26 protein-coding genes are annotated in these 25,193 nt (G+C 45.0%); 10 read left to right on the forward strand and 16 right to left on the reverse strand.

Annotated elements, in window-relative coordinates; genetic code table 11:
* Positions 1–4: 4 nt before the first annotated feature.
* From VIC_RS20970 to VIC_RS20990, 5 genes are all read right to left on the reverse strand, one after another.
* Complete coding sequence (locus tag VIC_RS20970; protein ID WP_006962295.1) at positions 5–205, reverse strand: twin-arginine translocation signal domain-containing protein; 201 nt, start codon at positions 203–205, stop codon at positions 5–7.
* A gap of 60 nt (positions 206–265) precedes the next feature.
* Positions 266–904, reverse strand: a complete 639-nt coding sequence (locus VIC_RS20975; RefSeq protein ID WP_039952427.1) for a TorD/DmsD family molecular chaperone — start codon at positions 902–904, stop codon at positions 266–268.
* A 3-nt stretch (positions 905–907) separates the two neighbouring features.
* Entirely contained in the window at positions 908–2,569 is a 1,662-nt protein-coding gene (locus tag VIC_RS20980) for a 4Fe-4S dicluster domain-containing protein (protein WP_006962297.1), read from the reverse strand.
* 182 nt (positions 2,570–2,751) lie between these two features.
* Positions 2,752–3,231 (reverse strand): DUF3306 domain-containing protein, encoded by a 480-nt coding sequence (locus VIC_RS20985; protein WP_006962298.1) that lies wholly within the window; start codon positions 3,229–3,231, stop codon positions 2,752–2,754.
* Positions 3,221–3,685, reverse strand: a complete 465-nt coding sequence (locus VIC_RS20990) for a DUF3305 domain-containing protein (protein WP_006962299.1) — start codon at positions 3,683–3,685, stop codon at positions 3,221–3,223. Before VIC_RS20990 ends, VIC_RS20985 begins: the two co-directional genes overlap by 11 nt.
* A gap of 181 nt (positions 3,686–3,866) precedes the next feature.
* On the opposite strand from VIC_RS20990, the gene VIC_RS20995 reads away from it, so the two are divergent.
* Together VIC_RS20995 and VIC_RS21000 are read left to right on the forward strand one after the other, a co-directional pair.
* Positions 3,867–4,646 (forward strand): formate dehydrogenase accessory sulfurtransferase FdhD, encoded by a 780-nt coding sequence (locus VIC_RS20995; protein ID WP_050778653.1) that lies wholly within the window; start codon positions 3,867–3,869, stop codon positions 4,644–4,646.
* A 129-nt stretch (positions 4,647–4,775) separates the two neighbouring features.
* Entirely contained in the window at positions 4,776–6,665 is a 1,890-nt protein-coding gene (locus VIC_RS21000; RefSeq protein WP_006962301.1) for a methyl-accepting chemotaxis protein, read from the forward strand.
* A 154-nt stretch (positions 6,666–6,819) separates the two neighbouring features.
* Here the strand turns inward: VIC_RS21000 and VIC_RS21005 are convergent, their stop codons facing one another.
* Both VIC_RS21005 and VIC_RS21010 read right to left on the reverse strand, forming a co-directional pair.
* Positions 6,820–7,371 carry a cytochrome b gene (locus tag VIC_RS21005; RefSeq protein ID WP_039952429.1) on the reverse strand — a complete coding sequence of 184 codons (552 nt, stop codon included), beginning with the start codon at positions 7,369–7,371 and terminating at the stop codon, positions 6,820–6,822.
* A 202-nt stretch (positions 7,372–7,573) separates the two neighbouring features.
* A complete protein-coding gene (locus VIC_RS21010) occupies positions 7,574–8,176 on the reverse strand; it encodes a short chain dehydrogenase (protein WP_006962303.1) in 603 nt (200 codons plus the stop codon).
* A 136-nt stretch (positions 8,177–8,312) separates the two neighbouring features.
* On the opposite strand from VIC_RS21010, the gene VIC_RS21015 reads away from it, so the two are divergent.
* The 3 genes from VIC_RS21015 (at position 8,313) to VIC_RS21025 (ending at position 11,521) form a co-directional block, all read left to right on the forward strand.
* Positions 8,313–9,194: a LysR family transcriptional regulator gene (locus tag VIC_RS21015; protein ID WP_006962304.1), complete on the forward strand. Its 882-nt coding sequence runs from the start codon at positions 8,313–8,315 to the stop codon at positions 9,192–9,194.
* Between the two features lie 252 nt (positions 9,195–9,446).
* Positions 9,447–10,022 (forward strand): YceI family protein, encoded by a 576-nt coding sequence (locus tag VIC_RS21020; RefSeq protein WP_006962305.1) that lies wholly within the window; start codon positions 9,447–9,449, stop codon positions 10,020–10,022.
* 425 nt (positions 10,023–10,447) lie between these two features.
* The gene (locus VIC_RS21025; protein ID WP_006962306.1) at positions 10,448–11,521 is read left to right on the forward strand and encodes a M23 family metallopeptidase; all 1,074 of its coding nucleotides are present in this window, start codon (positions 10,448–10,450) and stop codon (positions 11,519–11,521) included.
* Between the two features lie 69 nt (positions 11,522–11,590).
* Here the strand turns inward: VIC_RS21025 and VIC_RS21030 are convergent, their stop codons facing one another.
* The gene (locus VIC_RS21030; protein WP_006962307.1) at positions 11,591–12,466 is read right to left on the reverse strand and encodes a LysR family transcriptional regulator; all 876 of its coding nucleotides are present in this window, start codon (positions 12,464–12,466) and stop codon (positions 11,591–11,593) included.
* Between the two features lie 112 nt (positions 12,467–12,578).
* Between VIC_RS21030 and VIC_RS21035 the strand changes: the two genes are divergently transcribed.
* Positions 12,579–13,448, forward strand: coding sequence for an MBL fold metallo-hydrolase (locus VIC_RS21035; RefSeq protein WP_006962308.1), 870 nt, complete (start codon positions 12,579–12,581; stop codon positions 13,446–13,448).
* A 120-nt stretch (positions 13,449–13,568) separates the two neighbouring features.
* Here VIC_RS21035 and VIC_RS21040 read toward each other — a convergent pair whose 3' ends face one another.
* The gene (locus VIC_RS21040) at positions 13,569–14,438 is read right to left on the reverse strand and encodes a LysR family transcriptional regulator (protein ID WP_006962309.1); all 870 of its coding nucleotides are present in this window, start codon (positions 14,436–14,438) and stop codon (positions 13,569–13,571) included.
* Between the two features lie 106 nt (positions 14,439–14,544).
* Here VIC_RS21040 and VIC_RS21045 point away from each other — a divergent pair, with 106 nt between their 5' ends.
* Both VIC_RS21045 and VIC_RS21050 read left to right on the forward strand, forming a co-directional pair.
* The gene (locus VIC_RS21045) at positions 14,545–15,258 is read left to right on the forward strand and encodes an AzlC family ABC transporter permease (protein WP_006962310.1); all 714 of its coding nucleotides are present in this window, start codon (positions 14,545–14,547) and stop codon (positions 15,256–15,258) included.
* Complete coding sequence (locus VIC_RS21050; RefSeq protein WP_006962311.1) at positions 15,248–15,556, forward strand: AzlD family protein; 309 nt, start codon at positions 15,248–15,250, stop codon at positions 15,554–15,556. Before VIC_RS21045 ends, VIC_RS21050 begins: the two co-directional genes overlap by 11 nt.
* Before the next feature lie 48 nt (positions 15,557–15,604).
* Here the strand turns inward: VIC_RS21050 and VIC_RS21055 are convergent, their stop codons facing one another.
* From VIC_RS21055 to VIC_RS21065, 3 genes are all read right to left on the reverse strand, one after another.
* Positions 15,605–16,180, reverse strand: a complete 576-nt coding sequence (locus VIC_RS21055; RefSeq protein ID WP_006962312.1) for a hypothetical protein — start codon at positions 16,178–16,180, stop codon at positions 15,605–15,607.
* A gap of 2 nt (positions 16,181–16,182) precedes the next feature.
* The gene (locus tag VIC_RS21060; RefSeq protein WP_006962313.1) at positions 16,183–17,760 is read right to left on the reverse strand and encodes an FAD-binding protein; all 1,578 of its coding nucleotides are present in this window, start codon (positions 17,758–17,760) and stop codon (positions 16,183–16,185) included.
* A gap of 272 nt (positions 17,761–18,032) precedes the next feature.
* Entirely contained in the window at positions 18,033–19,514 is a 1,482-nt protein-coding gene (locus VIC_RS21065) for an FMN-binding glutamate synthase family protein (RefSeq protein ID WP_006962314.1), read from the reverse strand.
* 472 nt (positions 19,515–19,986) lie between these two features.
* On the opposite strand from VIC_RS21065, the gene VIC_RS21070 reads away from it, so the two are divergent.
* Together VIC_RS21070 and VIC_RS21075 are read left to right on the forward strand one after the other, a co-directional pair.
* Positions 19,987–20,754: an SDR family NAD(P)-dependent oxidoreductase gene (locus tag VIC_RS21070; protein WP_006962315.1), complete on the forward strand. Its 768-nt coding sequence runs from the start codon at positions 19,987–19,989 to the stop codon at positions 20,752–20,754.
* Positions 20,755–20,934: 180 nt separating this feature from the next.
* The gene (locus VIC_RS21075; RefSeq protein WP_006962316.1) at positions 20,935–21,513 is read left to right on the forward strand and encodes a cysteine hydrolase family protein; all 579 of its coding nucleotides are present in this window, start codon (positions 20,935–20,937) and stop codon (positions 21,511–21,513) included.
* A gap of 98 nt (positions 21,514–21,611) precedes the next feature.
* On the opposite strand, the gene VIC_RS21080 is transcribed toward VIC_RS21075, so the two are convergent.
* The 4 genes from VIC_RS21080 to VIC_RS21095 all read right to left on the reverse strand — a co-directional run bounded on the left by VIC_RS21080 (position 21,612) and on the right by VIC_RS21095 (position 25,190).
* Positions 21,612–21,869: a hypothetical protein gene (locus VIC_RS21080; protein ID WP_006962317.1), complete on the reverse strand. Its 258-nt coding sequence runs from the start codon at positions 21,867–21,869 to the stop codon at positions 21,612–21,614.
* A 259-nt stretch (positions 21,870–22,128) separates the two neighbouring features.
* Positions 22,129–23,721: an ABC-F family ATPase gene (locus VIC_RS21085; RefSeq protein WP_039952433.1), complete on the reverse strand. Its 1,593-nt coding sequence runs from the start codon at positions 23,719–23,721 to the stop codon at positions 22,129–22,131.
* Between the two features lie 210 nt (positions 23,722–23,931).
* Positions 23,932–24,684: a hypothetical protein gene (locus VIC_RS21090; RefSeq protein ID WP_006962319.1), complete on the reverse strand. Its 753-nt coding sequence runs from the start codon at positions 24,682–24,684 to the stop codon at positions 23,932–23,934.
* Positions 24,669–25,190, reverse strand: a complete 522-nt coding sequence (locus VIC_RS21095) for an RNA polymerase sigma factor (RefSeq protein WP_021457547.1) — start codon at positions 25,188–25,190, stop codon at positions 24,669–24,671. Before VIC_RS21095 ends, VIC_RS21090 begins: the two co-directional genes overlap by 16 nt.
* Positions 25,191–25,193 lie beyond the last annotated feature (3 nt).

Below are 25,193 nucleotides of genomic sequence, written 5' to 3' on the forward strand. Positions count from 1 at the left end.
CTCCTTACAGCGTGTCGTAGAAATCACGAATATGTTGGGTTTCGCGATAACCTTTTGATTTCGCGTTTTCTTTCTCCGGCTGTACAGCTTCAGCCGCTGTCGCAGCATTGGCTGTTCCTGCAACGACAGCCCCGGCAACAGCAGCGGTAGTCAGCCCCTTTAAAAGGTCTCGACGGCTGGTATTAACATCTTTATTGTCTTTCATTTTGCTTCCTTACCAATAAGGTATCTGGAGACTGTTGTCTCTCTTCTCGACGTGAATGCTTTATCGCTGAGTCTGCTCGTATTCAGCGGCGTTTTTCATATCAATGCTTGAATGAGCTTTACCGCCTTTCACCTTTGCGCTGAACCGCACCTGTTCTAGTGTTAAGAACGCTCCGCATAGCTGAGCCACAGAAAGGTAAAAACGTGCGTGCTGAGCCTGCTTAACCTGACGAACAAAAGAGGTGAACCAAGGCGAAATGTGAGTATTGAAGAAATGTTGTTGCTGAGAATCTTGCTCGCGTACAAGCACCGCCATCACTTCACACAAGGCTGAAATATGGTCTTCTGGTTCTTTGATGCTGTCTTCTCTCTCCAGACCTAACAACTTCAGATCATGGCGGATGTTGGCAAGCGGCTTCTCCATCAAAGAACCAGTACGATGCCACGATGCAAACGGAACGACTTCGCCACGGCCTATACCAATAAACAGCTCGTGATATTCGTCTTCAAGTTCTGAGGCATTTACGTCAAGCGCCGCCTGCTTGAGAGCCTGCCATGCCGACTGCATATCACTAGGCGCGTTTTCAATTTCCAAATCAGCCAAAAATTGCACTAAATCCACGGTAGGACATTGGCGATACAACGCTGATAACATCAAGTAGATGTCAGCTCTTAAAGTAAGTTGTTCTTCCACTTTCATCTCCTAATAGTTCAGCTGTTTGGTCGGATCGTCAGCCATCGCTTCAAACATATCGATGACTCGGCAGTCCTCGCACATCGCGATACGGTTGAGCGCACTGTCATCATTAAAGTGAGAGTGACCACGTAACTTATTCTGAAGCATATCGATCATAGATTGAGGCGCGAAAGGTTTGTGGCAGCGTATACATTCCGCCGCCTTTTCTTCGTGAATCGTCGTAACTGACTGCCGAGCAGCCGCATCCCAGTTCATTCGAGGCGTCATAGTAAGAGCGTTTTCAGGGCAGGCTTTGGTACATAGCCCACATTGAACACAGTCTTGCTCAACAAATTTAAGCGATGGTGATTGGCCGTCAGTATGAAGTGCTCTGCTCGGACAAACAGCAACACAGCTCATGCACAATGTGCAGTCTTTACTTTCGCAAGAGATATTGCCGTAAGGCGCATTAGCAGGAAGCTCAACAAGGGTTTCAATAGGAGTTCGAGTCTGGGCAAGCGAATCAAGAGCGGTAAAAAGTCGCTGCCTTTTATTGCCTTGTAAGTCACCCAGTGACAAATCAAACGAGTCAACACGCAATTGTGGGCGACTCTCACTTAGCGATTCCATGTAGAGAATATCGATAGTGTCTCGGTCAATGCCGATTTGAGACAATAACTCCTGCGCTGTGGCAACTTCATTTTGCAAAACGCGTAATATCGTCGCTGGCATACGCTTGCTTGCGGCAAACAACACTTGTGTTGCTCCATTGACCAAAGCTGCAAACCAAGAGTCGATACCTACCGACGGAAGATCTTCAACCACAATAGGAACAACATTATCCGGCAACACATTTAGCGCCATAACGTTAAAGTTTTCGTGACGCTCACTGCATATCAGTACAACCGGAGCAACTCCTCCAGCTTGGTGATAATTCGCCAAAGTACGCTCAATAAATTTCTGAGTCTCTTGAGGGTTCGGCAATGCATAGTGGATAGCTTCTGTCGGGCAAGCCGTTGCACAAGTACCTACGCCCTGACACAAATACGGGTTGATTTCGATTCGATGACCCGTTTTGTCACTCCCTTCACTAGACAAAGCACCTGCGGGGCAAGCGTCAACACAGCGCTCACAGCCTTTAACCCCTCGTGAGCTATGCGCGCAGAGAGCGGTATCCAATCGAAAAAACTTCGGTTTATCGAACGTCCCCATTAAGTTTGGGATCTCTTCCAGAGCATCCGCAAGCTTTGGATAACCTCTGCCTACAGGGAAGTAACCCGGAGCGGGTACCTCTTCATCCATACAGCTATTGAGGCAAAGATCTAATACGATATCGAAGCATTGTTGATTGATGGCGACCTGAGCCAGATTGCTCCTCAAGCCATGGTTTTGTGTATGCACATCAAATGCGCCGAGAAACCCTGAGACTTGAACCTGATTGGCGTAATAAATATTGCCATGGCTGCCAGGCTCACCATCAGTAGATAGCAGTGTTAAGCTTCCCATTTGAGACAACTGCTCTGCGGCGCTTTCAATAATTGAAGTCGGCCCGATGACAAGTGTATGTCCCCCACTCTCATAACTGACCGTGGGAGGAATAAGGTTTGTCAGTTCAACGGTATTCTCAAACGCATAAAGACGCGCTTTACCATTCACTGACTGAGATTGTTGTAATAGTTGTTTTAGCATTGCTCTGTTCCAGCATTAAGAACATGAATTTTGTTTTATCCGTTCATTAGCAATTGCTATACCAATTTTAATATCATTAATTATCAGCTAGTTACAGTCATTCTTCTTACTAGAGAACCGAATAAAAAAAGGGTGAGACATTTTGTCCCACCCTCGTAATTGATTGTTTAGTCAAAATGTACCTATTTTTTGTGTGGTATATTTTGTCCCATCTCATCGACATCGGTTTCAGCACTTAAATCACTTTCTGTATTCAAAGGCTGTTCAACATCTGAACTATCAGACTCCACGTCAGTGGAATTTTCTTGCTCATCATCTTGATTCACCCACTCCCGAAGCTTGGCGGCTACGTCGGTGGATAAACTCTTCACCGCTTTGTAGTCGTGATCATAGTCATTGAGTCGGTCAACCTCACTAAACTCACCGGATAAGAACAGCTTTCTCAACGCCGCTTTCTTTACGGCTGATTCGGCTTCAGAGACCAATAACGCTGCCACACTCGTCTCTTCAGAGTCTTGCTCTAGCGTGATCTCTGTAGAGCTACCGTCACTTTCGAGTTGGCCTGCAGCGTCTTCAGGAGGCAGCTCGGTGAGGGAAGCGTTCTGTTCCTGCTCACCATCAAGCTTGCGTTTAGACCAACGCGATATAAAGCTACTTGCCACTTGAACGCCCCGCTCCTTTACGCTTTTTACGTTTTACTTCAAGCAGCTCACCATGACGACCTATGTACGCTTCTATCCAAGCTTGAACAGGCAACGGCATTTCATTAGATAACACCAGATAATCACCATCCATATACTGACCAGCAGCACTCTGCGAAGCCGTCAGTGAAACGATATGGGGTTGTTCTTCATTGTCTACAGCATCCAGAATCAGAAAAAGCTTCGGCTGTTGAGAACTTAGGTTGAAGCGGTAATCTGTTCTCTCATCTCGATGTAGTTGTAGCGTCGTTGTATTTTCGCTGTAACTGTCAGGTTGAAGCTCAAACCCAAGCAGCTGCCATTGCGTGGTTGACCATACTCCCGTCGAGATTTCATGGGATTTTAGGTCACAGTTCATGGACCACAAAGACTCAGATTTCTCTAGCTGAGCACTAACAATTTCTTGTTTTGACATACTTATTCGCTCAAATATTCATTTTGTTGTTTTCTAGCAATAACTGTACCTAAGGTCTGTGATTGGATTACGTGATGGGAACGGTATTTGCTTACCCCTTCAAAACCGCAAACAATCTAAAGCAGGAAACCTTGTAGTGAAACCTAACATCATCCGAACCAGTGAGAATCCACTGCAGACCATGGAAGTAGAAGTCTGCGATGAATATGGTGAAAAAATTGTCAAACAGGTCGCTTGTGAACGCCCTCTTACTGTGATGCTCAACTGGAAAGAAATCGTCACGCTGATGACATTAGGATCACGCCCTGAGTCTCTTGTACTTGGATACCTAAAAAACCAGAGTTTTCTTTCACACCCAGAGTTACTTGAGTCAGTCATCATCGATTGGGAAACCCATAGCGCAGCCGTTATCACGAAAGAAAACACTGAGCATCTTGAAAGTGCACTAAAAAAGAAAACCGTTACCTCAGGCTGTGGTCAGGGCACCATGTACGGCAATGTCATGAAGCAGCTTGAGAACTATCAGGTACCACAAATGAAACTCAAGCAATCGGAGATTTATTCTGCACTTGAGGCGCTCACTCACTACAACGACACCTACAAAAAAGCCGGTGCTGTTCATGGTTGCGCGATCTGTCGACACAATGAAGTGTTGTCTTTTGTCGAAGACGTCGGCCGACACAATGCTGTCGATACACTGGCCGGAGAAATGTGGCTAGAGAATCTAAGCGGCGAGGATAAAATCTTCTACACAACGGGTCGACTAACGTCAGAAATGGTCATCAAAGTAGCGCAGATGGGTATTCCAGTATTGCTTTCACGCTCTGGCGTTACCCAAATGGGGTTAGATTTAGCTAAAAAGTTTGGAATTACGACGATAGCAAGGGCTAAAGGGCTGAGATTTCAGGTTTTCACCGGAGCAGAAAAAATCGTATTTGATGTAAAAGGTGATATGAAATGACATTTATAAGTAGCTAACTTGCAAAACACCTCTCCAATGCTATTAGTTTTATATTCGCATTAACAAAACTGTCATAAAGCACATAATTAAAGCGAATATTCAATGTCATCAGGCTACAGGGAGGTGTCCATGAACGGCTCACCTAAATCAGAGCGGTTTGCTTTTTCTTTTTCCATTCGTGCTAAGTTAATTCTTATCAATTTGACTTTACTGGTTAGCGTCGGCTTGTACGCTTATTACGAGCAAGTCAGTTTTAACAGCTTCGAATCCTTAGAGCATGCGGCCATAGATAATCTACAAAGCTCCGTCGATCTGCTTATGTTACGTCGTCACGAAAAGGATTTTCTTGCGCGTAAAGATATGAAATACCCGCAGCGTTTCGACAAAACGTTTGAAGAGTTATCAGAACGTTTAACGGCCCTTACCATCGTTTTAAAGTCTCACAATCTTGATATGGAAGAACGTACTTCCATTATTGTATCAACTCTCAATCAGTACCAAGTCCAGTTTCACCAGTTGGTAAACCAAGTTAACGCAATTGAAGGCGTTGATGTTTCTTCCAATTTCGTCTCAGAACTGGAGAACTCCAGAAAGGCATTAAAGGCAGCCGCGGCCGACAAAGACAGTTTTGCTTTGGAGGTGGAGTTGCTTGAACTGATGGAAGCGGATTACCGGTATCTCGCTAACACCAATAAAGAAACCAGCGCATCTCTCCTCGCCGCTCTCGATAAATTCTCTGCGAGTGAACATGTCCCTCAAGAACTTCAACCTGTGTTTACTGACTACCGACGCAACGCAGAAAAATTGGTCGAAGCGTGTGAAATTCTAGGACTGACCTCCAACGAAGGGCTTAGAGGTGCGTTAAGATCGAACGTTCACAATACTGAACAGGCCATCAATGGGCTCCAAACCGAGATAAGCCAAGTCATCTCTCAAAAATCCGCCGACATCAAAAGCCAGCTTTTCTTAATTGGTGGAGCAATTGTTGCCCTACTTTCTAGTATGTTGTTCCTCATTGGTAAAAGCATCCTAAGCCGCATTCAAGCCATCAACGTGCTTATGAAAAACATTGCCAGCGGAGATGGCGACCTTACAGTGCGCATGAATGCCAAAGGTGATGATGAATTAGCCCAACTTGCTAACTCTTTTGACCGATTCATATCCCAACTTCATGGTCACATTAAAGAGTTAGCCAGTGTTATGTCGGTGTTGAGTGAAAGCTCATGCAGTTCAGAGCATGCCGCTGTAAAAAGTATGAATAATGCTGAGCAGCAGAAGGTACAGTCAGAATCTGTGGCGACTGCGGTCAACGAATTAGTGATGACCAGCAATGAGATTACTGCCAATATCGAGTCCGCAGCTCAAAATGCTGAGAGTATGAAACATCAGGCCGACAGCGCTCTAAATGTCACCCACTCAACCAGTGACAGTATTGAAGCTCTCTCGACGAATATTGAAGAGTCCCAAGCCTTAATTGAGGACCTAGCTGAGCAGAGCAAAGAGATTAATCAAGTTATCGCGACCATCCAAGGGATTGCAGAACAAACTAACCTCCTTGCTCTAAATGCTGCAATAGAAGCCGCTCGGGCGGGTGAAAATGGCCGTGGCTTTGCTGTGGTAGCCGATGAAGTCAGACAGCTATCGCTGATGACAAACAATTCCACCCATCAAATAGAAACCACAATTCAGACTCTGACATCCGGTATACAACAAACCGTTACGAAAATGTCTTCAAGCTTAGATCAAGCGCATCATACCAAGGCCAGTACCAAGGAAGTGGTCAAGGCGATTGACGCGATGACGTTGCGGATCAGTGAAATGTCGGACATGAATACACAAATAGCAACCGCTTCAGAAGAGCAATCCATGGTATCTGCAGAGATAGACCGCAACATTACCGAAATTGCACTTTTAGCAGGCGACACACACCAAGTAGTAGCAGGTTCCGTTCGTTGTAGCGAACAAGTGTCAGGTGTTAGCCACAAACTGGAGCAAATTGTCGCTAACTTCAAATATTAATCGATTGATAGCTTTGGCCGTATCATTTGGGCAATGAAAATGATACGGCCTTTTTTGTGCGCCCAGCTCACCGATTTTACTTGACGGGTCTTCTTGACACTGGCGCATTTATAACTCCATGTGAAACATTAGAACGGTACCTAAATTTAAGTAATTATCGACCTAGCATTCGCAGCAGCGTTCTGTCTTTGTCGATTAAGTGATGCTTGAGTGCTCCGACAATATGAAGAATGATCGCAGCGGGTAAGAGTGTTTCGCCGATGAAGGAGTGGATAGTATCCCCAATATCATCAAGAAGCGGATAAATAACCAGATTTTCTCCTGGATTAGCCGGGTCTGACGTAGCCGCTAAAAGATCAAAACTAAAAAAGTGTAAGCCATGCCCGCCGCCAATCGCCATCATCATGCCTGATAACGGCATAAGTAGAGTCGCAATCAGAAGTGCCCAATGCACTGCCTTACCACTTATTTTTTCAAACTGTGTGTAGTCTCCAACATGCTCCGGCCAGCCATTTGAGTACCGCCAGATAACTCTAGGAATGATGACTAGTAAGATTGCCACTCCAAACGAGGTATGAGAATCAAACAGCCACTGAATTCCGATGTCTTCCATAAAGAGGCCTGACATCACCATGTAGAGCATTAATACCCCCACGACCCAGTGAAGTGTGATGGTAATCGATGATAGTTTTTCTTTGTTATCCATTTACCTTTCTCCGCTAATGCAACTAGCAACAGGCTCAAATTACTATTTACCACGTGAATGAAATATGAACACCTAGTATGGATACTGAGCTACACACGACGCGTACCTGTATGCCATTCAATCAGTTCTTACTTAGGACGGAGCATCTCCCACATAAAAGGGGCCTCTACTTAGGCCCCTTTATTTGAAAAACAGTGCTTACTTACACAAAATCTAAAACGTCTAACGTTTCTCCATTGGCACTACCTTCGATTGATGCGACGTACGCCTGAGCGGTGTCGTCAGCGGAAAGACCAGAGGTTGGATCCATACCCATCATCGCCATGGTTTCCTTAACAAAGACAGGGCTAACAACGTTAATACGAATATTACGCTCCACTTCCAACGCAGCCGCTTTTGTAAATGACTCTAAAGCGCCGTTAACCATACTCAACGTGACTGAGCCCGGCATCGGCTGACGAGATAGAACACCTGAGGTTAAAGTGATAGAACCACCATCAGACAAATGCTCCTGCCCTAATCTCACCAAATTAACCTGCCCCATCAATTTATTGCTAAGCGCAAGTTGGAAATCCTCATCTTTAGCTTCATTTAACGAAACAAAGTTGGCTGCCCCAGCGGTACTCACAATAGCGTCCAATGTCCCAACTTGATTAAACAGCTCCTCGATCGACGTCTTTGAAGACAGATCAACCTGGACATCTCCTCCTTTATAACCTGCACGGATAACCTCATGCTGCGTTGATAACTGTTCGACAACAGCCTTACCAATGGTACCTGTTGCGCCGATAACCAAAACTTTCATATCTTCTCTCCTAAGCCATTATTTAGTTTCAAACCTTTCGGCTGCCGACTGCTACTTGGCAAACCGTAGTTGATGAAGAAAATATAATTCGATAGTCTGTGCACGTAAATTAAGCAACATTGCAAAGGATGCTTGCATGAATGCACAGGACTTAGATTGGAATGACATTCCTTTTGTGTTAGCTGTTTGCGAGACAGGGTCGCTATCTGCTGCGTCGAGAAAGCTGGGAGTAAATCACTCGACTGTATTTCGCCGTATCGAAGGCGTTGAGCTAAAGCTTGGCGTCACACTCTTTGAAAGGCTGCAGACCGGCTATGTCATGACAGCCGAAGGAGAAAAATTTTTCCAGCATGCTCAGGAACTAAAAGAAGGTGTTGACCGCATTCACAGAGAGCTAGGCGGCCAGAATTCTAGACTTGAAGGCCAACTCACCATTACGACTACTGATTCTCTGATGTATACGCTGGTGGATATCTTTAGAGGATTTCAATATGCCTATCCAGATGTCGAATTGTGTATTTTAACCGGTGCGAAAAATTTAGACTTGGTTCAGCGTGAAGCCGACATAGCTTTACGGCCAACACGAAACCCACCAGAACACTGGGTTGGTCGGAAGCTCTCCGAAATATCTTATGCCACATATGCAAGCCACAATTATATAGAAACTATGGCCGACGATAAGCCAGAGAACTTTCGCTGGTTAAGATTGATCGACAACCTTAATCAGTCATCAATGAACAAGATCGTTCACCAACTCAAACATGCCGATGCACCGGTAACAATTTCGAACTCGTTGATGGGTGTTCATGAATTTGCTGTCGCAGGCTTCGGAATTGCTGCTCTTCCACGTTATCTATGCGAAAGTAACCCTAACTTGCATTCGATACACAGGAACTTGAGCCAATATGACACTGAACTATGGCTGCTGGCGCACCCTGATATGAGGCGTAGTGCGAAAGTTCATGCGTTCTTCGAGTATGTGACACCATTAATTCGAGAAAAATTCGCCCAACTTTGAAGACTCGTACACCAATCAACACCTCCCGAGCAAGAACCAAGAGAATATGGCAGCTATCACTGGATCGTATTTAACAAATCAACGGGGAGCCGAGGTGACGGTTACGTAAATACATCGTGTTGCTTTTAGGCCTCCTGTACCTGCTTAATATTCCATCGAAAAAAGCACAAAAATCTATCGAATAAATTCATTGTTGCCTTGTCGTCTATGGGACTACTATGAGTCCGAACACTTATCAAAAGGATTACAATAATGAAAAAAGTTCTACCGGTTTTAAGTCTTGCTCTGGCTTTGGCGTCTGCTCATTCGTTTGCTGCAGATAATTACCAACTGGATCCCTCACTTTCTTCAGTCAGCTTCGCAACGATTAAAAATCAGTTTGTTGTTGAGCCTGCAACAATTAACACTTTATCGGGCACTTTTGACAGTAGCGGTAAGTTTGAAGTGTCTATTGATTTAAAAGGCATCCAAACAGGCATTCCAATTCGTGATAGTCGCCTGAACGAGCTGTTCTTTAACTCTGCTAAGTTCCCGACAGTAACGGTAAGCGGTAACGTTGATATACAATCATTGTCTGATGCTCCACAGAAATTAACAGTGCCCGCCCAGGTCACCCTTTATGGACAAACTAAGACCATTAGCTTTTCAGTCGTGGCGTTCAAATCAGACGGCCACGTAATGGTCAGTTCGCTTTCTCCAGTGATTGTTGGTGCATCGGACTTTGGTATCCCTACTGAGAACCTAACAAATCTAGCAGCGACGGTTGGGGGGATTAAGATTTCAGATCGTGTGCCGCTTAACCTGACTCTGACTTTCAAAGAGAAGTAAGCTGGATCGACATAGAACTCTCTTCTATACCATTTATCCCACTGTAGCTCTGCTTATACACTCATCTAGAGACCTTGTAATCAGAGCTATCATCCATTTTCTGCCTCTCACTCTTCGCCATCAACACAAGTTCTGTTCATCATTCTATACAGCGTACGACACAGCACTATTTTGGTACTAAGTGCACTACTTATTACACTTTCAAAACGGCAGAGTTTTACTCTATTCAACATCGGCACATCAGGAGTAACAAGCCGTATTAGGCTTAAGAGTCATTGGCATTTATTGCTAGTGAAGATCGCTTGCAGTGCTGCAATGATCAAAAGAGAAAAGATTACGAGCAGTCGTTCTCCTATGAACTCGCTGTCAGCTCGTAAGTTCACCATGTTGGGGCTTGCAAGCATAACAGTTGGCTGGAGAACATTATGAAAACACAACTTGGTACCTTGCTAATACTTTTTAGTGCGCAAGGGTTCTCGCACTCTATTCTACCTACTATCGACACAGGTGAACTTAACCTTTCGACATTGGAGCAGCACAATATTCCAACTCTACTCACAGAGCAAAGTTTCGTCTACAGGCCAGTAACATACCCATTTTTGATCACTGATTACTTCGATGAAAACTCTAAGTGGCTAGTATTAGAAGAGGAGCTCAACCATTGGAGCGGAGCAATGGGGGTTGATCCTAGAGTGATTTTAGCAACACTGGCGGTGTCTCATGGCTGGACGCTTAATCACACATTATCTGAGGCTGAGTTAGAACAAGTTAGGAGTGAAATTAGACACGTTGCAAATCGCCTTTCACAGTTTTTTTATCACACAAAGCAACAGCTGGAGACACAAGATCTCGCTGTAACCTATGCTGTTGTGTCATCACTCCAGAGTGTCGAACAATGGCCTAAGTGGCAGACGTTTTATTCTGAGCAATTTGGGACACCAATAATTGCTGAAGAAACCTCCTTCGTTTCTCCCCCAGATATGCAGTGGCCTTGGAGGGTGGGATATAACTGGATACCAAACGGCCCACATTCGCACACAGGATCTGGCTACCCTCTGTCTTCAGTTGACGTATCTTATGACTGGCCACGCTGGGGCGAGCAAACTTATAGTGTCACCGCTGCACATGAAGGCTATGTTTCTGTATTTTCTCGTTGCCAACTGAGAGTAACGGCACCAAACGGATGGGCAACAAACTATTACCACATGGATGGAATACAGGTTCAAGATGGGGCCTGGGTGTCCAAGAACCAAAAGATAGGAACGTATGCTAGTCAAAGAAACATTGCTTTATGTCAAGGTGGTTCTTCAACAGGACCTCACCTGCATTTTTCGTTGTTGTATAACGGACGTTTTGAGTCGCTACAAGATATTTCATTTGGCCCATACACGATTGACGTAGGCCGTTATAGCTATGATAACCATTGTAGCTATACGTGGATGCTAGATGCGAGAACCAACTCAAAACGATGCTTTTGGTATCGAGTAGACAACCCTTAATATGATGCAGCTATCTCTCGATTTCTCTTCGGGAGATAGCTTTAAGATTCATTGATTTAATAGAGATGTTCAGCTTACAAGGTAATCTTCAAAAAAGTCTATCAAACAACGCACTGTCCGTGACAAGTGCTTTCGAGAAGAATACAAGGCATACACCTTCATCTGTTGTGGCCTCCATTCGGGGAGTATTTGTACGAGCTTACCACTCGATAAATATTCATCAGCTAAGTACCTAGGTTGAATCGCTAGACCAGCCCCATTCAGCGCTGCGTGTAATAACACGGTAGCCTCATTCGCGGTTAACTGACAATGCACCTCTACCGCTTTATGCTCGTCGCCTTTACTCAGATGCCATACGTGGCGCTGGAAGTTTTTATACCCTAAGCACTGAAATCGCGATAAATCTTCCGGTCTACTCAGCTCGACATTTTCAACATAACTCGGAGAGGCAACAATCACAGAGTCACATACGGCTATGGGCTTGCCAATCAAAGACGGGTCTGGGTTAGAAGCGATTCTGATCGCTAAATCAATCTGGCTGTCTGCCATATCTGTCACTGAATCTTGAAGATCGATGTCAATACTGACCTTGGGATGCAGCTTCATAAACGCAGTAATCGCAGGTATGAGTTGCGAAAAGCCAAATGACATACTGGTCGCAATTCTCACCGTCCCTGTTAGTTCATCACCAGTATCCGTTGTCGCTGTTAGCTTATCAGCCTGCTCCAACCATTGTTCGACTTGCTTAAGGCAAGATTCACCTGCCGTGGTGAGAGAGACTTTTCGGGTCGTCCGGTGTAGAAGCCGCACACTAAGCCAGTCTTCCATTGCTTCAATGTATCTGGTGACCATCGGTCTCGACATATCTAGCCGATCTGCTGTGGCAGTAAAACTGCCCGACTGTGCGACATCGACAAATACTTTAGCAGCGGTAAGTCTATCCATCTATATGTTCGATTTAAGAAACAATGTTGTTAACTTTGAGGTATTTTTCTGGTCAGGTCAATTTCCTATCATCCTCATGTCCCAACACACAGCCCAGTTAATGGAGAGAATGATGAAAAGACTTACCCTACTTGCTGCTTCGATGCTGATCGCGACGAATACTTTGGCGGCTGAACAATCAAACCTCACTTTTGATGTTTACAACGCTGACCAAAACAGTTTCCACGTTAATTCAACACTCATTATCGGCGAAACTGAGGTTATGGTTATCGACACTGGATTCACCAAAGCAGATGCACTTCGCATTGCAGCCAAAGTGCTGGATACAGGTAAAACCTTGAAAACGATCTTTATTAGCCAGGCGGACCCGGATTATTATTTTGGTGCGGAAGTACTGCATAGCTTATTCCCAGAAGCGCAAATCATTACTACACCTGCTGTAAGAAAAGTTATCGAGGAAAAACTGCCGACCAAACTTAAGGTGTGGGCGCCGCGCATGGGCGATAACGCACCAGTAACACCTTATATTCCAACAGCATACACCGCTTCCAGTTTAACCATTGATGGCCATACCATTGAAATTCATGGTACTGATGGTGACATTGCCCACCGACCTTATCTTTGGGTTCCATCAGAAAAAGCGGTACTTGGTAACGTTTCAATATATGGCACGAACCTCCACCTATGGATGGCAGATGCCCAAAGCAATGAAAGCCAAGCACTTTGGTCTAAACAACTGAAGGAAATTCAGTCACTGAAACCAGAAATCGTTGTTCCGGGCCATATGATCTCAGGCACAGAGTTAAACGTGGGTTCCATTCAATATTCTCAGCAATATCTTCAGGACTTTAAGCAAGCTAAGAAAACGACCAAGAACAGCGAGCAGCTGATTGAGAAAATGAATGAGAAATATAGAGATGCAGCGCTGCCTGTTGCTCTCAGTATTGGAGCAAAAGTCCATAAAGGAGAAATGGAGTGGTAAGAATCAATTTGTGGTAAAAAACAATGTGTGGTTGGTGCTTCAGCATCACCACATCAACGGAGATAATTGAAAATCAAGCGTATTTCATTCTCTCTCGTACTCTATCGATATGATAACGCTTTAGCGAACAGACACTGTTTTCAACGTCTTCGCTAGCAAATCATGAAGATAGTCTACGGCTCTGGAGCCTTTGGACGCTTTGCTACGATAAACAGCCACTTCCATTGGTTCCAATGGGCCCAATCCATGTTCCTGCCCCAATACTTCGAGATGATCTGGCACACTACACTGAGTAAACACCGCTACAGCAAGCCCGCTCTCAACTGCTGCAATTTGTCCAGCAACACTGGAGCTGTTGTAAACCACTTTATAAGGCCGACCATGCTTAGCCAACGAGTTGATTGCACTGCGCCTTGCCAGACTTGAGCTTTCATAAACGGCAATAGGCAGAGTTTCTCTGCGCCAAATTTCAAATTGTGGCGCTCCAACCCAGACCATTGGCTCCTGAAAGAGCAGTGTTCCCCTACTGGCGTTATCTCTTGAAACCAAAGCCAAATCCAGATCGTTACTTTCAACTCTAGGAATCAATGAAGTGGACTGCTCACAATCAAGTTCGATTTCAACGCCCGCAAAGCGAGAAGCAAAGTTTCTTAATATGGGGGTTAGATACTCCGCAGCATAGTCTTCGGGCACCCCTAATTTCACCTGACCGACTAACTCATTACCATGAAAAGCAGCCTGCGCTTCAGAATGCAAATCGAGTATACGCCTAGCATAGCCCAGCAACACCTGACCTTCTTCAGTTAAGTCTATGCTTCGACTGCCTCTAACGATAAGTCTCCTACCCGTCGCATTTTCCAGTTTTTTTAGATGCATGCTCACAGCAGATTGTGAACGGTGGACACTTGCCGTTGCATTAGATAGAGAGCCAGCGTCTATGATAGCTACAAAACTCTTTAACCAGTCAATTTGAAGATCTTGATTATTCATTATTCGATTTTCGAATGGGTAATTTCTGAATTATGCGCTTTTCGATTTAATCATTCCAGTTTACTGTTTGATTCACTTTGCATCACTCATAAAAATGGCTAACTCCATGCTCGAAAAAGAATTAAAACTAGAGTATCAATCCGTGCAACAAGGCTTTATCAGCTTACTGCCGATCTCAATATTCGTTGTGGTCTTTGGCACTGCATTTGGTCTGGCGGCCGTTCAGGTCGGGCTGAGCGAATCTTCTTCTTTGTGGATGAGCACGCTGGTTTTTGCTGGCGCATCTCAGTTTGGCGCGTTAGATCTATGGGGAACGCATGTCCCTGTTTTTCCTTTAGCTATCACGGTATTTGCCATCAATGCCCGCCACCTTCTTATCGGCGCAACACTGTATCCTCACATTAAAACCATGAAGGCTTTGCCACGTTACGGCGTGATGTTACTCGCTTCAGATGCCAACTGGGCAATGTCGATGAAGGCGTTTGCTAACGAAGAACACTCGAAAGGACTAGGTATTCTGTTTGGTGGCGGTCTGGCGATTTGGATTTTCTGGATTATCGGCACTTGGATCGGTGTTTATTTTGGTAACGCGATTCAAAACCCATCCGCTTATGGCATTGATATGGTCATGGGGTGTTTCCTGCTTACCATGGTGCTTGAGGGTAATAAAGACAACGGTACCTACATTATCTGGGCGTCTGCGGCGCTCTCATCCATTGCCGCGTATTTGTATCTGCCAGAGAACGCTCACGTGATTGTTGGTGCTTTAACCGGAGGCATTGCTGGTGTGCTTGTAGGAGAAAAGAAAGATGAACATTGAGACAACGGATCTAGGCACCTTGGCGATCATATCAGTTATGACCATCGTGACCATTATTACTCGCTGGGGTGGCATCTATGTGATGTCTTACATTCCCATCAGCCAGCGCGTTCAGCAGTTTATCGCCGCTATGTCGGGCTCAGTGTTAGTGGCGATTATAGCGCCACTGTTTATTACCGGAGATATGGGCGCTAAAGTCGCCTTGCTGGTGACGGCTATTGGCACACTGGCCTTTAAACGACCTCTGACATCCATCACCCTTGGTATTGTGCTGGCGGCTTTAACTAGAACTTTTTAGCGGGACTAGGTAGTAAAAGAGCCTTATCTTAGGCTCTTTCCATTGAAGTCAGGTCGTCGCTGCTTTCAGGTTTCTAAACCATTTTTTAATCGGTTGAGCAATCCAGTATCGCGAAATGAAGAGCCCAATCTGGAACAGAATATACTGACGCCGGCAGTAAAGCATACAGACATAATCAAACTTCTCAGTTGGGCCTTCAAACAGGATATTGGGGTAAATATACTTCTGTCTTTCAGCGACTTTAGGGTTACGTGCACCTGACATGAAATAACGCTTCTTCATACGGTACGCGTCCCAGCTGGCATAGATAAAGACAAAACCGCGTTCGAAATCAGATAGTTCTCGCTCTACCCAAAGCCCTCCACCTTCAACAATGTTCTCCGTCGCGTATTGAAGGGGGTGCGCTTCCATGTCTTTCGGTAAATCCGCGATGTAGACCAAAGGGTTGTCGCAGTTTACGCTATACCCTGCACACATCTGCCCTTTTGAGTCGTAAAACGCACGAACACACGTTCGGCTCTTCAATTGCTCTATCTTGCTCGTATTGCCTGATATGGATTGATAGTGCTTGGCAAACTCCAGAAAATCACTATCTCTGGAAAGGCGTTTGCTCGGTAAGATCATTCTTAACTGTCCTCCGAAAATTGGTAAGAAGCCGCCATCTGATAACGGCCCGGAGAAACAATGTCATCGGGATCAAACGCGGCTTTAATACGGCTGCGCAGTTCTAATGCGTCTTGCTCCAGCTCGAATTCACTATTGAATGGCATTTCATCAACGGCACGTCGATAACACGGCCACTGGTAGCGTCGATATAAGGCGCGCAATTTACGTACTAAATCGGTCGCTCTGGTAACTTCATCAGGATTACCAGAGTCATAGTAAATACTGATAATCGCCTGACACATGTAAGCATTGACGGCGGTTAACGTGACACCAAATTCAAACCCTGCTTTGTCGAAGGCTTGCTGTGACAAACGCATACATTTTTCAACGTCTTCGCCGACCATCGGCAACGTAGGTGCAACCCAAAAAAAGCCAGCTCCGTCTTCCACAGGGTTCATTTTTTCTGGAATGTTTCCACGATAGCGCCAATAGCAACCTTTGAGGGCCAAATCTTTAGGGTTCCCCTCGAGCATATCCATCATCTCAGTAAACTCATTGAGACTACCCTGCAAGCGCTGGTACACGGACAAGCGCCCAAGCAAACGACTGGCACTGATTGCTATTTGGTTCATTTGTTTCAGCTTTGCCAAGCTAACTACATTTACTTTAGCGATGGGCTTAAGCAGTGCTTTTACACGTGCGGCTTTAGCTTTTGCTACTGCCGTAGTGCCTATGATCACAAACGCACCCGACCAAGGAGATAAGTTGTATTGGTTGCACAGCGATTCAATATCCGCCTGGTTTGCACCATCACTCGTGCTCCATTTGGTAAAATTGAATCGTTCCATCATGGTTAGCATTCGGTAGGTGTTACCCAAGTGAGGCAAACCATCAATGCTGCCTTCTGATTTCAGGCGGCGCATGATATCGATATAGGCAGGTAAATCATTCGCGCTTTTCAGGCGTACTAAACAACGTAAGCTCGCTTCTGGCCTAAGCATCAGTTCGAACTTAATTTTGCTGATCACGGCAATATTGTTCTGAGTGAACAACTCGTGAAGATTGGCAGCAAGGCCTGCTCGGCCACAATATCGCGCGCTCTGGTTTAGCTTCATCACCTTGCCATTGGCTAAGATTAATTCGCTAATCGTAAAGTGTTGGCTTCGGTTACCAACAGGACCGTGACCAAATCCTCTCTCTAATATATTCCCCATCAGGCTGGTATCTGGCCCTGCTCCCGTGCAATCCAACATCCATGGCGTATGTTTGAGATATCCAGACACTTGACCTTGTGTTACACCCGGCTCGACCTCAATAACTCCAAGCTCTTCATCAAAGCTCAGTATTCGGTTCATGCCGCTAAGATCGAGTAACGTACAACCATCACTGGCAGGTGTTTTGTAACCGTACCCCCAGTTGTTGCCTTTCCCGACAGGATAAACAGGCAGTTTTTTTAAATACGCCTGTTCAATAACTTGTTGCAGCTCCATACCATTTTGAGGCTGAAGAATTTGCGGGACGATGCGCGAATGATGGCCGAGGCCACTGCGCAGCTCGATTGGCTGATGCAAATCAGCCTGTTCCACAACAGATGACACGTGTAGCTCCTTTACTGGTGAATAATACGGCTATCAAGGGATTGCTCGATAACTTTGTCTGCTGTTTCAATTAGGGGCAGGATTATCTCAGCAGCTCAAATATCAAACAATACACATATCTGCGGGGTGAATGCATTCAGCAAAAACAAGTAGATAACAACATTAATATTGACGAAATAAATACATAAAAACACGAAAGTACAGACAATTTATGAGATGGGAGTTCATGAGGGGAAAAGAATGTGCTCATAAATCCAATGAGCACATTGAGGCTATCGGTGATTTTGGTACAACTCATCCAATGCGACGGATAATCCGTCTTCTTTAACAATACGTATATGTTCGCGAGCCAAATCACGGGCGTTGGTCACGCCACATGAGTGAGCGATCAAGCCAATACCGTAGTGGATGTATTTGTTGTAATTCGCGACACGCTCCATTTTGTCTTCAACGTTCAATCCTTGTTGCAGGCGCACGTCATGAGTGGTGATGCCTGTCGGGCACGTATCTTTATTGCATTGCAGCGCCTGAATACAACCCAGTGCAAACATGTGGCCTCGAGCAGAAACAACAAAATCGGCACCTAGAGCAATCGCCCAAGCTACTTTGGAAGGCGTGATGAGCTTGCCAGAGGCAACCACTTTAATTCTCGGGATTAGACCACGCTCACTAAGTAAATTTACTACCAGAGGCAGGCTTTCTTTCAACGGCAGCCCTACGTAATCCATCAGTGGTTGAGGCGCGGCGCCGGTGCCGCCGTCAGCGCTATCAATCGTAATAAAATCGGGGGCACTGTCATGGCCTCGCCTCTCTATTTCATCGAGAAGATCTTTGAACCATACTTGAGAGCCAATGACACTCTTAAAGCCAACGGGTTTGCCCGTCACCTCTCGAATACGTTGGATCATATCAAGTAAATCGCCAACATTACGGATATCTTTATGCCCATTCGGGCTGATAGAGTCGTGCCCCTGAGGGATACCGCGAATTTGAGCAATTTCAGCTGTGACTTTGCGCCCGGGTAGCATGCCGCCTTTGCCCGGTTTCGCTCCCTGACTGATTTTTATCTCAAACATTCTGACATTATCATGTGCGGCCAGTTCTCGCAGTTTGTCATCAGAAAGATGGCCTTCTTCGTCTCGAACGCCGTATTTAGCTGTCCCGATCTGGAACACAATGTCGCAATCGCCTTCCAAGTGATACGAGCTTAAGCCGCCCTCTCCCGTATTCATCCAGCATCCGGCGATCTTTGCGCCTTTAGACAAGGCTCGAACCGCAGGCTTTGATAAGGCACCAAAACTCATTCCGGAGATATTGAAAATCGATGACGTGGTATAAGGCGTTCGGCAACCTTCACCGATGGTGACCGCGGCTGGGGATACGGCATCTTCCTCCAAAGTGGGAAACGCGCAGTTCATAAACATGATGGTGCCCGTCGCGTCCAGATTACGGGTCGAGCCGAAAGCTATCGTACGATCAACATTTTTCGCCGCTTTGTATACCCAGCTACGTTCTGCACGATTGAATGGCATCTCCTCTCTGTCCATAGCAAAGAAATATTGCCTGAAGAACTCTCCCTGTTTCTCAAACAAGTAGCGAAAACGCCCAATGACAGGATAGTTGTGTCGAATGGCATGTTTGTGCTGGCGTTTGTCTGCAACGTACATGTACAGAACACTGATTACACCAAGCCCAATCGCGATAATGAAAAGCCCTGAGAATAGATCGATCCCGATGACAAAAAATTCACCCATTTTATGCTCCAGTAGTCTTTGTATTTTCTATTTGTATAGACCGTCTTCATCAATATAGTTGACGATCTGGAGCAATTTGAATTTTTTCAATCAATTAGCGGCTTCAATTCGTGATTAAGTAACTTGATCTACAACGCTCCGTTTTCTCGCCGGCATCTTTCATGAGGCTCTAATCAGCACTGACATTTTCATAAATGTTATAGCTAGTTCCTTTAGCACAAATCAAACTTTCTACACTGCTGACTTTCCCCTTACATTCATCTTAAACATGTACCTAACATATTGTTTTAGTATGACTAAATCCATTTAGAGCATTTTGTATTAGTTATGTGTTAATCAGTCGTCAAAATGTATTTATCGTCACAAGAATGCACAAACTCACTACCTCTTCCCCTACAAACAGCTGAGGTTTGCGAACCCTATAACACTAGAGATTGTCCATCTTCAACCATTCACCTATTGAAGGAATATTATGAAACTAACAGGAAAAAAAGCGTTCATTACTGGAGCAACTTCAGGCATCGGCTTAGCTATTGCGCGTCGTTTCTTTGAAGAAGGCGCGACAATTGCTATTAACGGACGAAATGCCGAAAAGTTGGAAACAATTAATAGAGAGTACTTCTCGAACAAAGCACTCGAAGTGGTCGCAGACATTTCCAAAGTGGAAGATATTGCTTCAGCGTATGAATTGCTTAAAAGAGAGTTTTCTGAACTGGATGTATTGGTTGTTAATGCGGGGGCCTATCAACTAAAGCCGTTTACAGAAACAACTGAACAAGACTTTGACGACATGTTTGCACTCAACGTTAAAGGCGCTTTCTTTACTATGCAATATTCAGCGCCACTATTGAGTGAAGGAGCATCGGTTATTTCTATTTCCTCTGTTGGTGCGATACATGCCAGTTGGAACCAAGCGCCTTACAACGCCTCAAAAGCAGCTATCTCTTCTCTAACTAAGAGCTTTGCCTGTGGACTCACTCATAAAAAAATCCGCGCCAATACCATTTCACCCGGTGTAACCGAAACTGAAATTTGGGACAAGGTTGATTACCGAGACCAGGTTGACCAAGTTGCTAAAGACGGAATTCCTCTCGGAAGAAAAGGCGCGGTCGAAGAAGTGGCTGGCGCTGCGCTATTCCTTGCCAGCGATGACTCAGCCTTTATGACCACTAGCGATCTTATGATGGATGGTGGCGTCACCTACATCAGTGACCCAGAAGATTGGGGCCATAAACAATAAACAAGTCACCCCATTTTAAAAGAGCCTCTCATGTGGCTCTTTTCTTTTTTGAAATCATCGGTTAAGTTTTTTCCATTTTTGAAAATTAAACTTTAACACCATTCTTCCATCGCTCGATTCAATACTATCGCTAATAAGTCAATACCCGCCCTCAAGCCAGTTCATATTTAGGAGACTCCTATGTCTAAAGCGATCCTAATAATCGATTTAATCAACGATATTGTTCATCCCGACGGTAAGATACCAAGCTGTGCTCAGCTTGCTAGTGAGATGGAGACAATCACTAATACCAATCATGCGTTGAACTATGCGAGAAAAAACAACTGGTTAGTGGTTCACATCAAAGTAGGTTTTGATACCAACTATTCGGCGCAGCCCAAGTCCTCGCCTATATTTGGTAGGGCAGACCAGTATCAAGCGTTACAACTGGGGAGCTTTGGTACTGAATTTCATAGCGATGTCGACGTTCGAGAAGATGATTCAATCATTGTGAAACCAAGAATTAGTGCGTTTTATAACACATCATTAGAGGCCACGCTACGAGCTAACCACGTGACACAGCTGTTTCTTGCGGGTGTAAGTACAGAATGGGCAATTCAATCCACAGCCAGAGAAGGTCATGACCGAGACTATAAAATCACCATCTTGGAAGACTGTTGTGCCGCCTCTTCAAAAGAAGCTCACTCTACTTCCCTCGCTATGCTCAGTCGCATTGCGGATATAGCCTCAGCTTCGGATTTATCAACAGAAGAACTGTAAGCGGCTATCTACTTTGTAAAGGAGCTCGTTCAAGCTCCTTTGAGGCCTGATAAGTGATTTTTGATCCAAGAATCATAAGTCACAAATATCTCCACCACTTAGTCACACATGACAGTAATGGTAAATCGGTCAGACGTCGTGGACGTTGATTTTACTGTATACGTTGACGGGCAATAACTTAGCTCTTTGTTCCATTGAGCAAAGCGCTGAAGGTTCGTTGACTCGTCAAACGATTCTTCATCAGTGTAGGTGACTTGGACTTTTCCATCGACCACTTTTTGCGACACTTCTGCGGTGTATGAAGAAGCACAACCTGCCGCTACAGCAATACTTAACAAGACGAGTAATTTTTTCATGAGAGACACCTTTCAGTTTGACCAGCATAGCGCTGACCTTGGATAAATTCGGACATTAGCCAATGCAACTGAAAGTATCTCTATCCTTTTCGCTAATCTACCATTTAGAGAAAGCTTTATGATTAATAATGCTTAACCATTCTTAACGCATTGAAGTAAAAAGCAGAAATAATATTTAGAAGGTAAGTTTCGTTGTGAATAAGCAATAAAAAAGCTCCATATCTATTATGGAGCTTTTTGCTTTTGTGATGTCAGCTAATTAACCGTCTATACCACGTGATTTCAGGAATTCAGCATACGTTCCTTTGAAATCAGTGATCTTGTTGTCTTTGATTTCAATAATGCGCGTCGCCAAAGAGTCAACAAACACTCGATCATGCGAAACGAAGAACAAGGTACCTTTATATTGCTCAAGTGCCGAGTTCAACGACTCGATGGATTCCATATCCATGTGGTTAGTTGGCTCATCCATTAACAACATATTTGGTTTATGCATCATGATTTTACCAAGAAGCATTCGACCCTGTTCACCACCAGACAGTACCTGAACAGACTTTTTGATGTCGTCTTGAGAGAACAGCATACGCCCTAGGAAACTGCGTACAACCTGCTCATCTTCACCTTCCTGACGCCACTGGCCCATCCAATCCATCAGATTCATATCTTCAGCAAAATCTTCAGCATGATCCTGAGCGTAATAACCGATGTTAGAGTTTTCAGACCATTTGAACTCACCAGAACGTGGTTCAAGAGCACCCGCCAATGTGTTGAGAAGCGTCGTTTTACCTACGCCGTTCTCACCGATAATTGCAACGCGCTCACCAACTTCGAAAATTGCGTTGAAATCTGAGAATAGATCGTCTTCAAAACCTTGAGAGAGGTTTTCTACAATTAGAGCATTACGGAATAACTCTTTAGACTGCTCAAAGCGAATAAACGGGTTTTGGCGGCTTGATGCTTTCACTTCTTCTAGCTGAATCTTGTCGATCTGTTTAGCACGAGAAGTCGCCTGTTTAGCTTTAGATGCGTTTGCAGAGAAGCGGGCAACGAAGGTTTGTAGCTCAGCAATTTGCGCTTTCTTCTTCGCATTATCAGACAGCAGACGCTCACGAGCCTGAGAGGCAGCCGTCATGTATTCATCATAGTTACCCGGGTAGACACGCAATTCACCGTAGTCTAGGTCAGCCATATGAGTACATACAGAGTTTAAGAAGTGACGATCGTGCGAGATGATAATCATGGTGCAGTTACGCTGGTTCAGCGTTTCTTCCAACCAACGGATAGTATCCATATCCAAGTTGTTGGTTGGTTCGTCAAGAAGCATAATATGTGGGTCTGCGAACAGAACCTGAGCAAGAAGCACACGCAGTTTCCAGCCCGGAGCAACTTCGCTCATCAAGCCGTAATGCTGCTCTTCTGGTATACCAACAGCTAAAAGAAGTTCACCTGCTTTTGCGTCGGCCATGTATCCGTCCATCTCAGCAAATTCAACTTCAAGCTCAGCAACTTTGATTCCGTCTTCTTCGTTCATCTCTGGCAGAGAATAAATACGGTCACGCTCTTGCTTTACCTTCCACAGCTCTTTGTAGCCCATGATAACGGTATCGATAACCGTAAACTCTTCATAAGCGAACTGATCCTGATTCAGTTTAGCAACACGCTCATTTGGATCGTAACTAACGTTACCTCCAGTCGGGTCTAACTCACCGCTCAGAATCTTCATGAAAGTCGACTTACCACAACCGTTAGCACCAATCAGGCCGTAACGATTACCTTCGCCAAATTTCACTGAAATGTTTTCGAACAGTGGTTTTGCACCAAATTGCTGCGTGATGTTATTTGTACTTATGATGAGAGTATCCCCCTACAATTTATCTATACTTTTCATAAGGATAGAGAAATCATTATTGAAACAGATAAGAATTTGCGCAGAGTATAGCAGTTTGGAACTGTGAACTACATCAATTGTTCAAATCCATTTCCTTTTCAAGAGACTTTTTGCCACCGTTGATGGTTGCTCTAAAAAACAAACGCCCTTTAAAGGGCGCTTTTCTTATGTGGTTTAAATTGCTTGCCAGCTACTTAACTCGACGCAACGTCCGCGATACAAGACTTCACTCTCTGGATCGCGATTTGCGGTCACCAATAGTTCAGAGCTGTTCTTCAACGCCTGCCACTCTGTAGGCGACATATAACGAACGTCATTCACGTTTTGCAAACTATCGATCAGTTGGAGTTCACCAGTCTCTGAGTTTCTCATCCATACCATCGCCCTATCCATCGGCACTTTATCCATGTTTAGATTGCGTTGCATGCGCAGACTTGATTGGCCGGGTTTATCGCCTTGGTATGCCACCAGCGCAAAATGATTCTTCTGGGTTTCTGAAGACATCATGGCCAAATAACTCACAGGACGTACCTGAACGGTTTCAACAGGTAACGGATTTTGCAACAAAATCGGTTGCAGCCAAACACCCGCAAATAAAGAGAGTGCCATACCTGTTGGTAGCCACCACCAACGTATACGCTTTGCCCCACGACTAGGACTAAATGTTTGCTCAGCGATATTTTTCCAAACCCGTTTCGGTGGGCGTTTTAGGCCATGTTCAGACGTTCCAAGTTCTGTGGAAGGATTTAGACCAGATAAATGCTGTTGCCACTGTTCTACATGCTCCCACCACGTCGGGTCTGCTTGCATCAAAGTTTCCAACCTTCGTCGTACCCGAGGCGTTTGCGTCCCCAAGACGTATTCACTGGCCAGCTTATCTCTTAGCTCAGAGTTCTGGTAACGGCGGCTCGTTAATCGGTCAGACATCGTTTCAGCTCCTGTAGCCCACGGCGAATCCAAGACTTTACCGTGCCAAGTGGTGTTTTAATGTGTTGGACGATCTCCTGATGGCTCATACCGTGTTGGTACGCTAGCACTATCGCATTTCGCTTCTCTTCGCTGAGAGAATGTAAACATCGATCGAGCCCAGAATCTGAAGTCGATACAGCTTGCCGATCAACTTGATCCAATGACTTTTCCAGCGGCTCTTCTCCTCGCCTGCTACGTTTCCTGACTTCATCAATAGCAAGGTTCCTCATACTTTGACACAGCCACGCCCATGGATAATCTAATGGGTATCGGTGGTCGCTATACCAAAGTTTAACGAAGCCTTCCTGAAGTAATTCCGCTGCGACTTGCTCGTCTTTTACAACACTGCAAATCAAGCTGAAAAGTTTTGTGCTGGTTAACTGATAGAGCGCTTCGAAAGCCTCCCGGTCTCGAAGCGCTACTTTGGAAAGCAGTAAACCTATTTGCTGTTTATCTGTACTCACACT

The organism is Vibrio coralliilyticus ATCC BAA-450, assembly GCF_000176135.1.
GTDB lineage: Bacteria > Pseudomonadota > Gammaproteobacteria > Enterobacterales > Vibrionaceae > Vibrio > Vibrio coralliilyticus.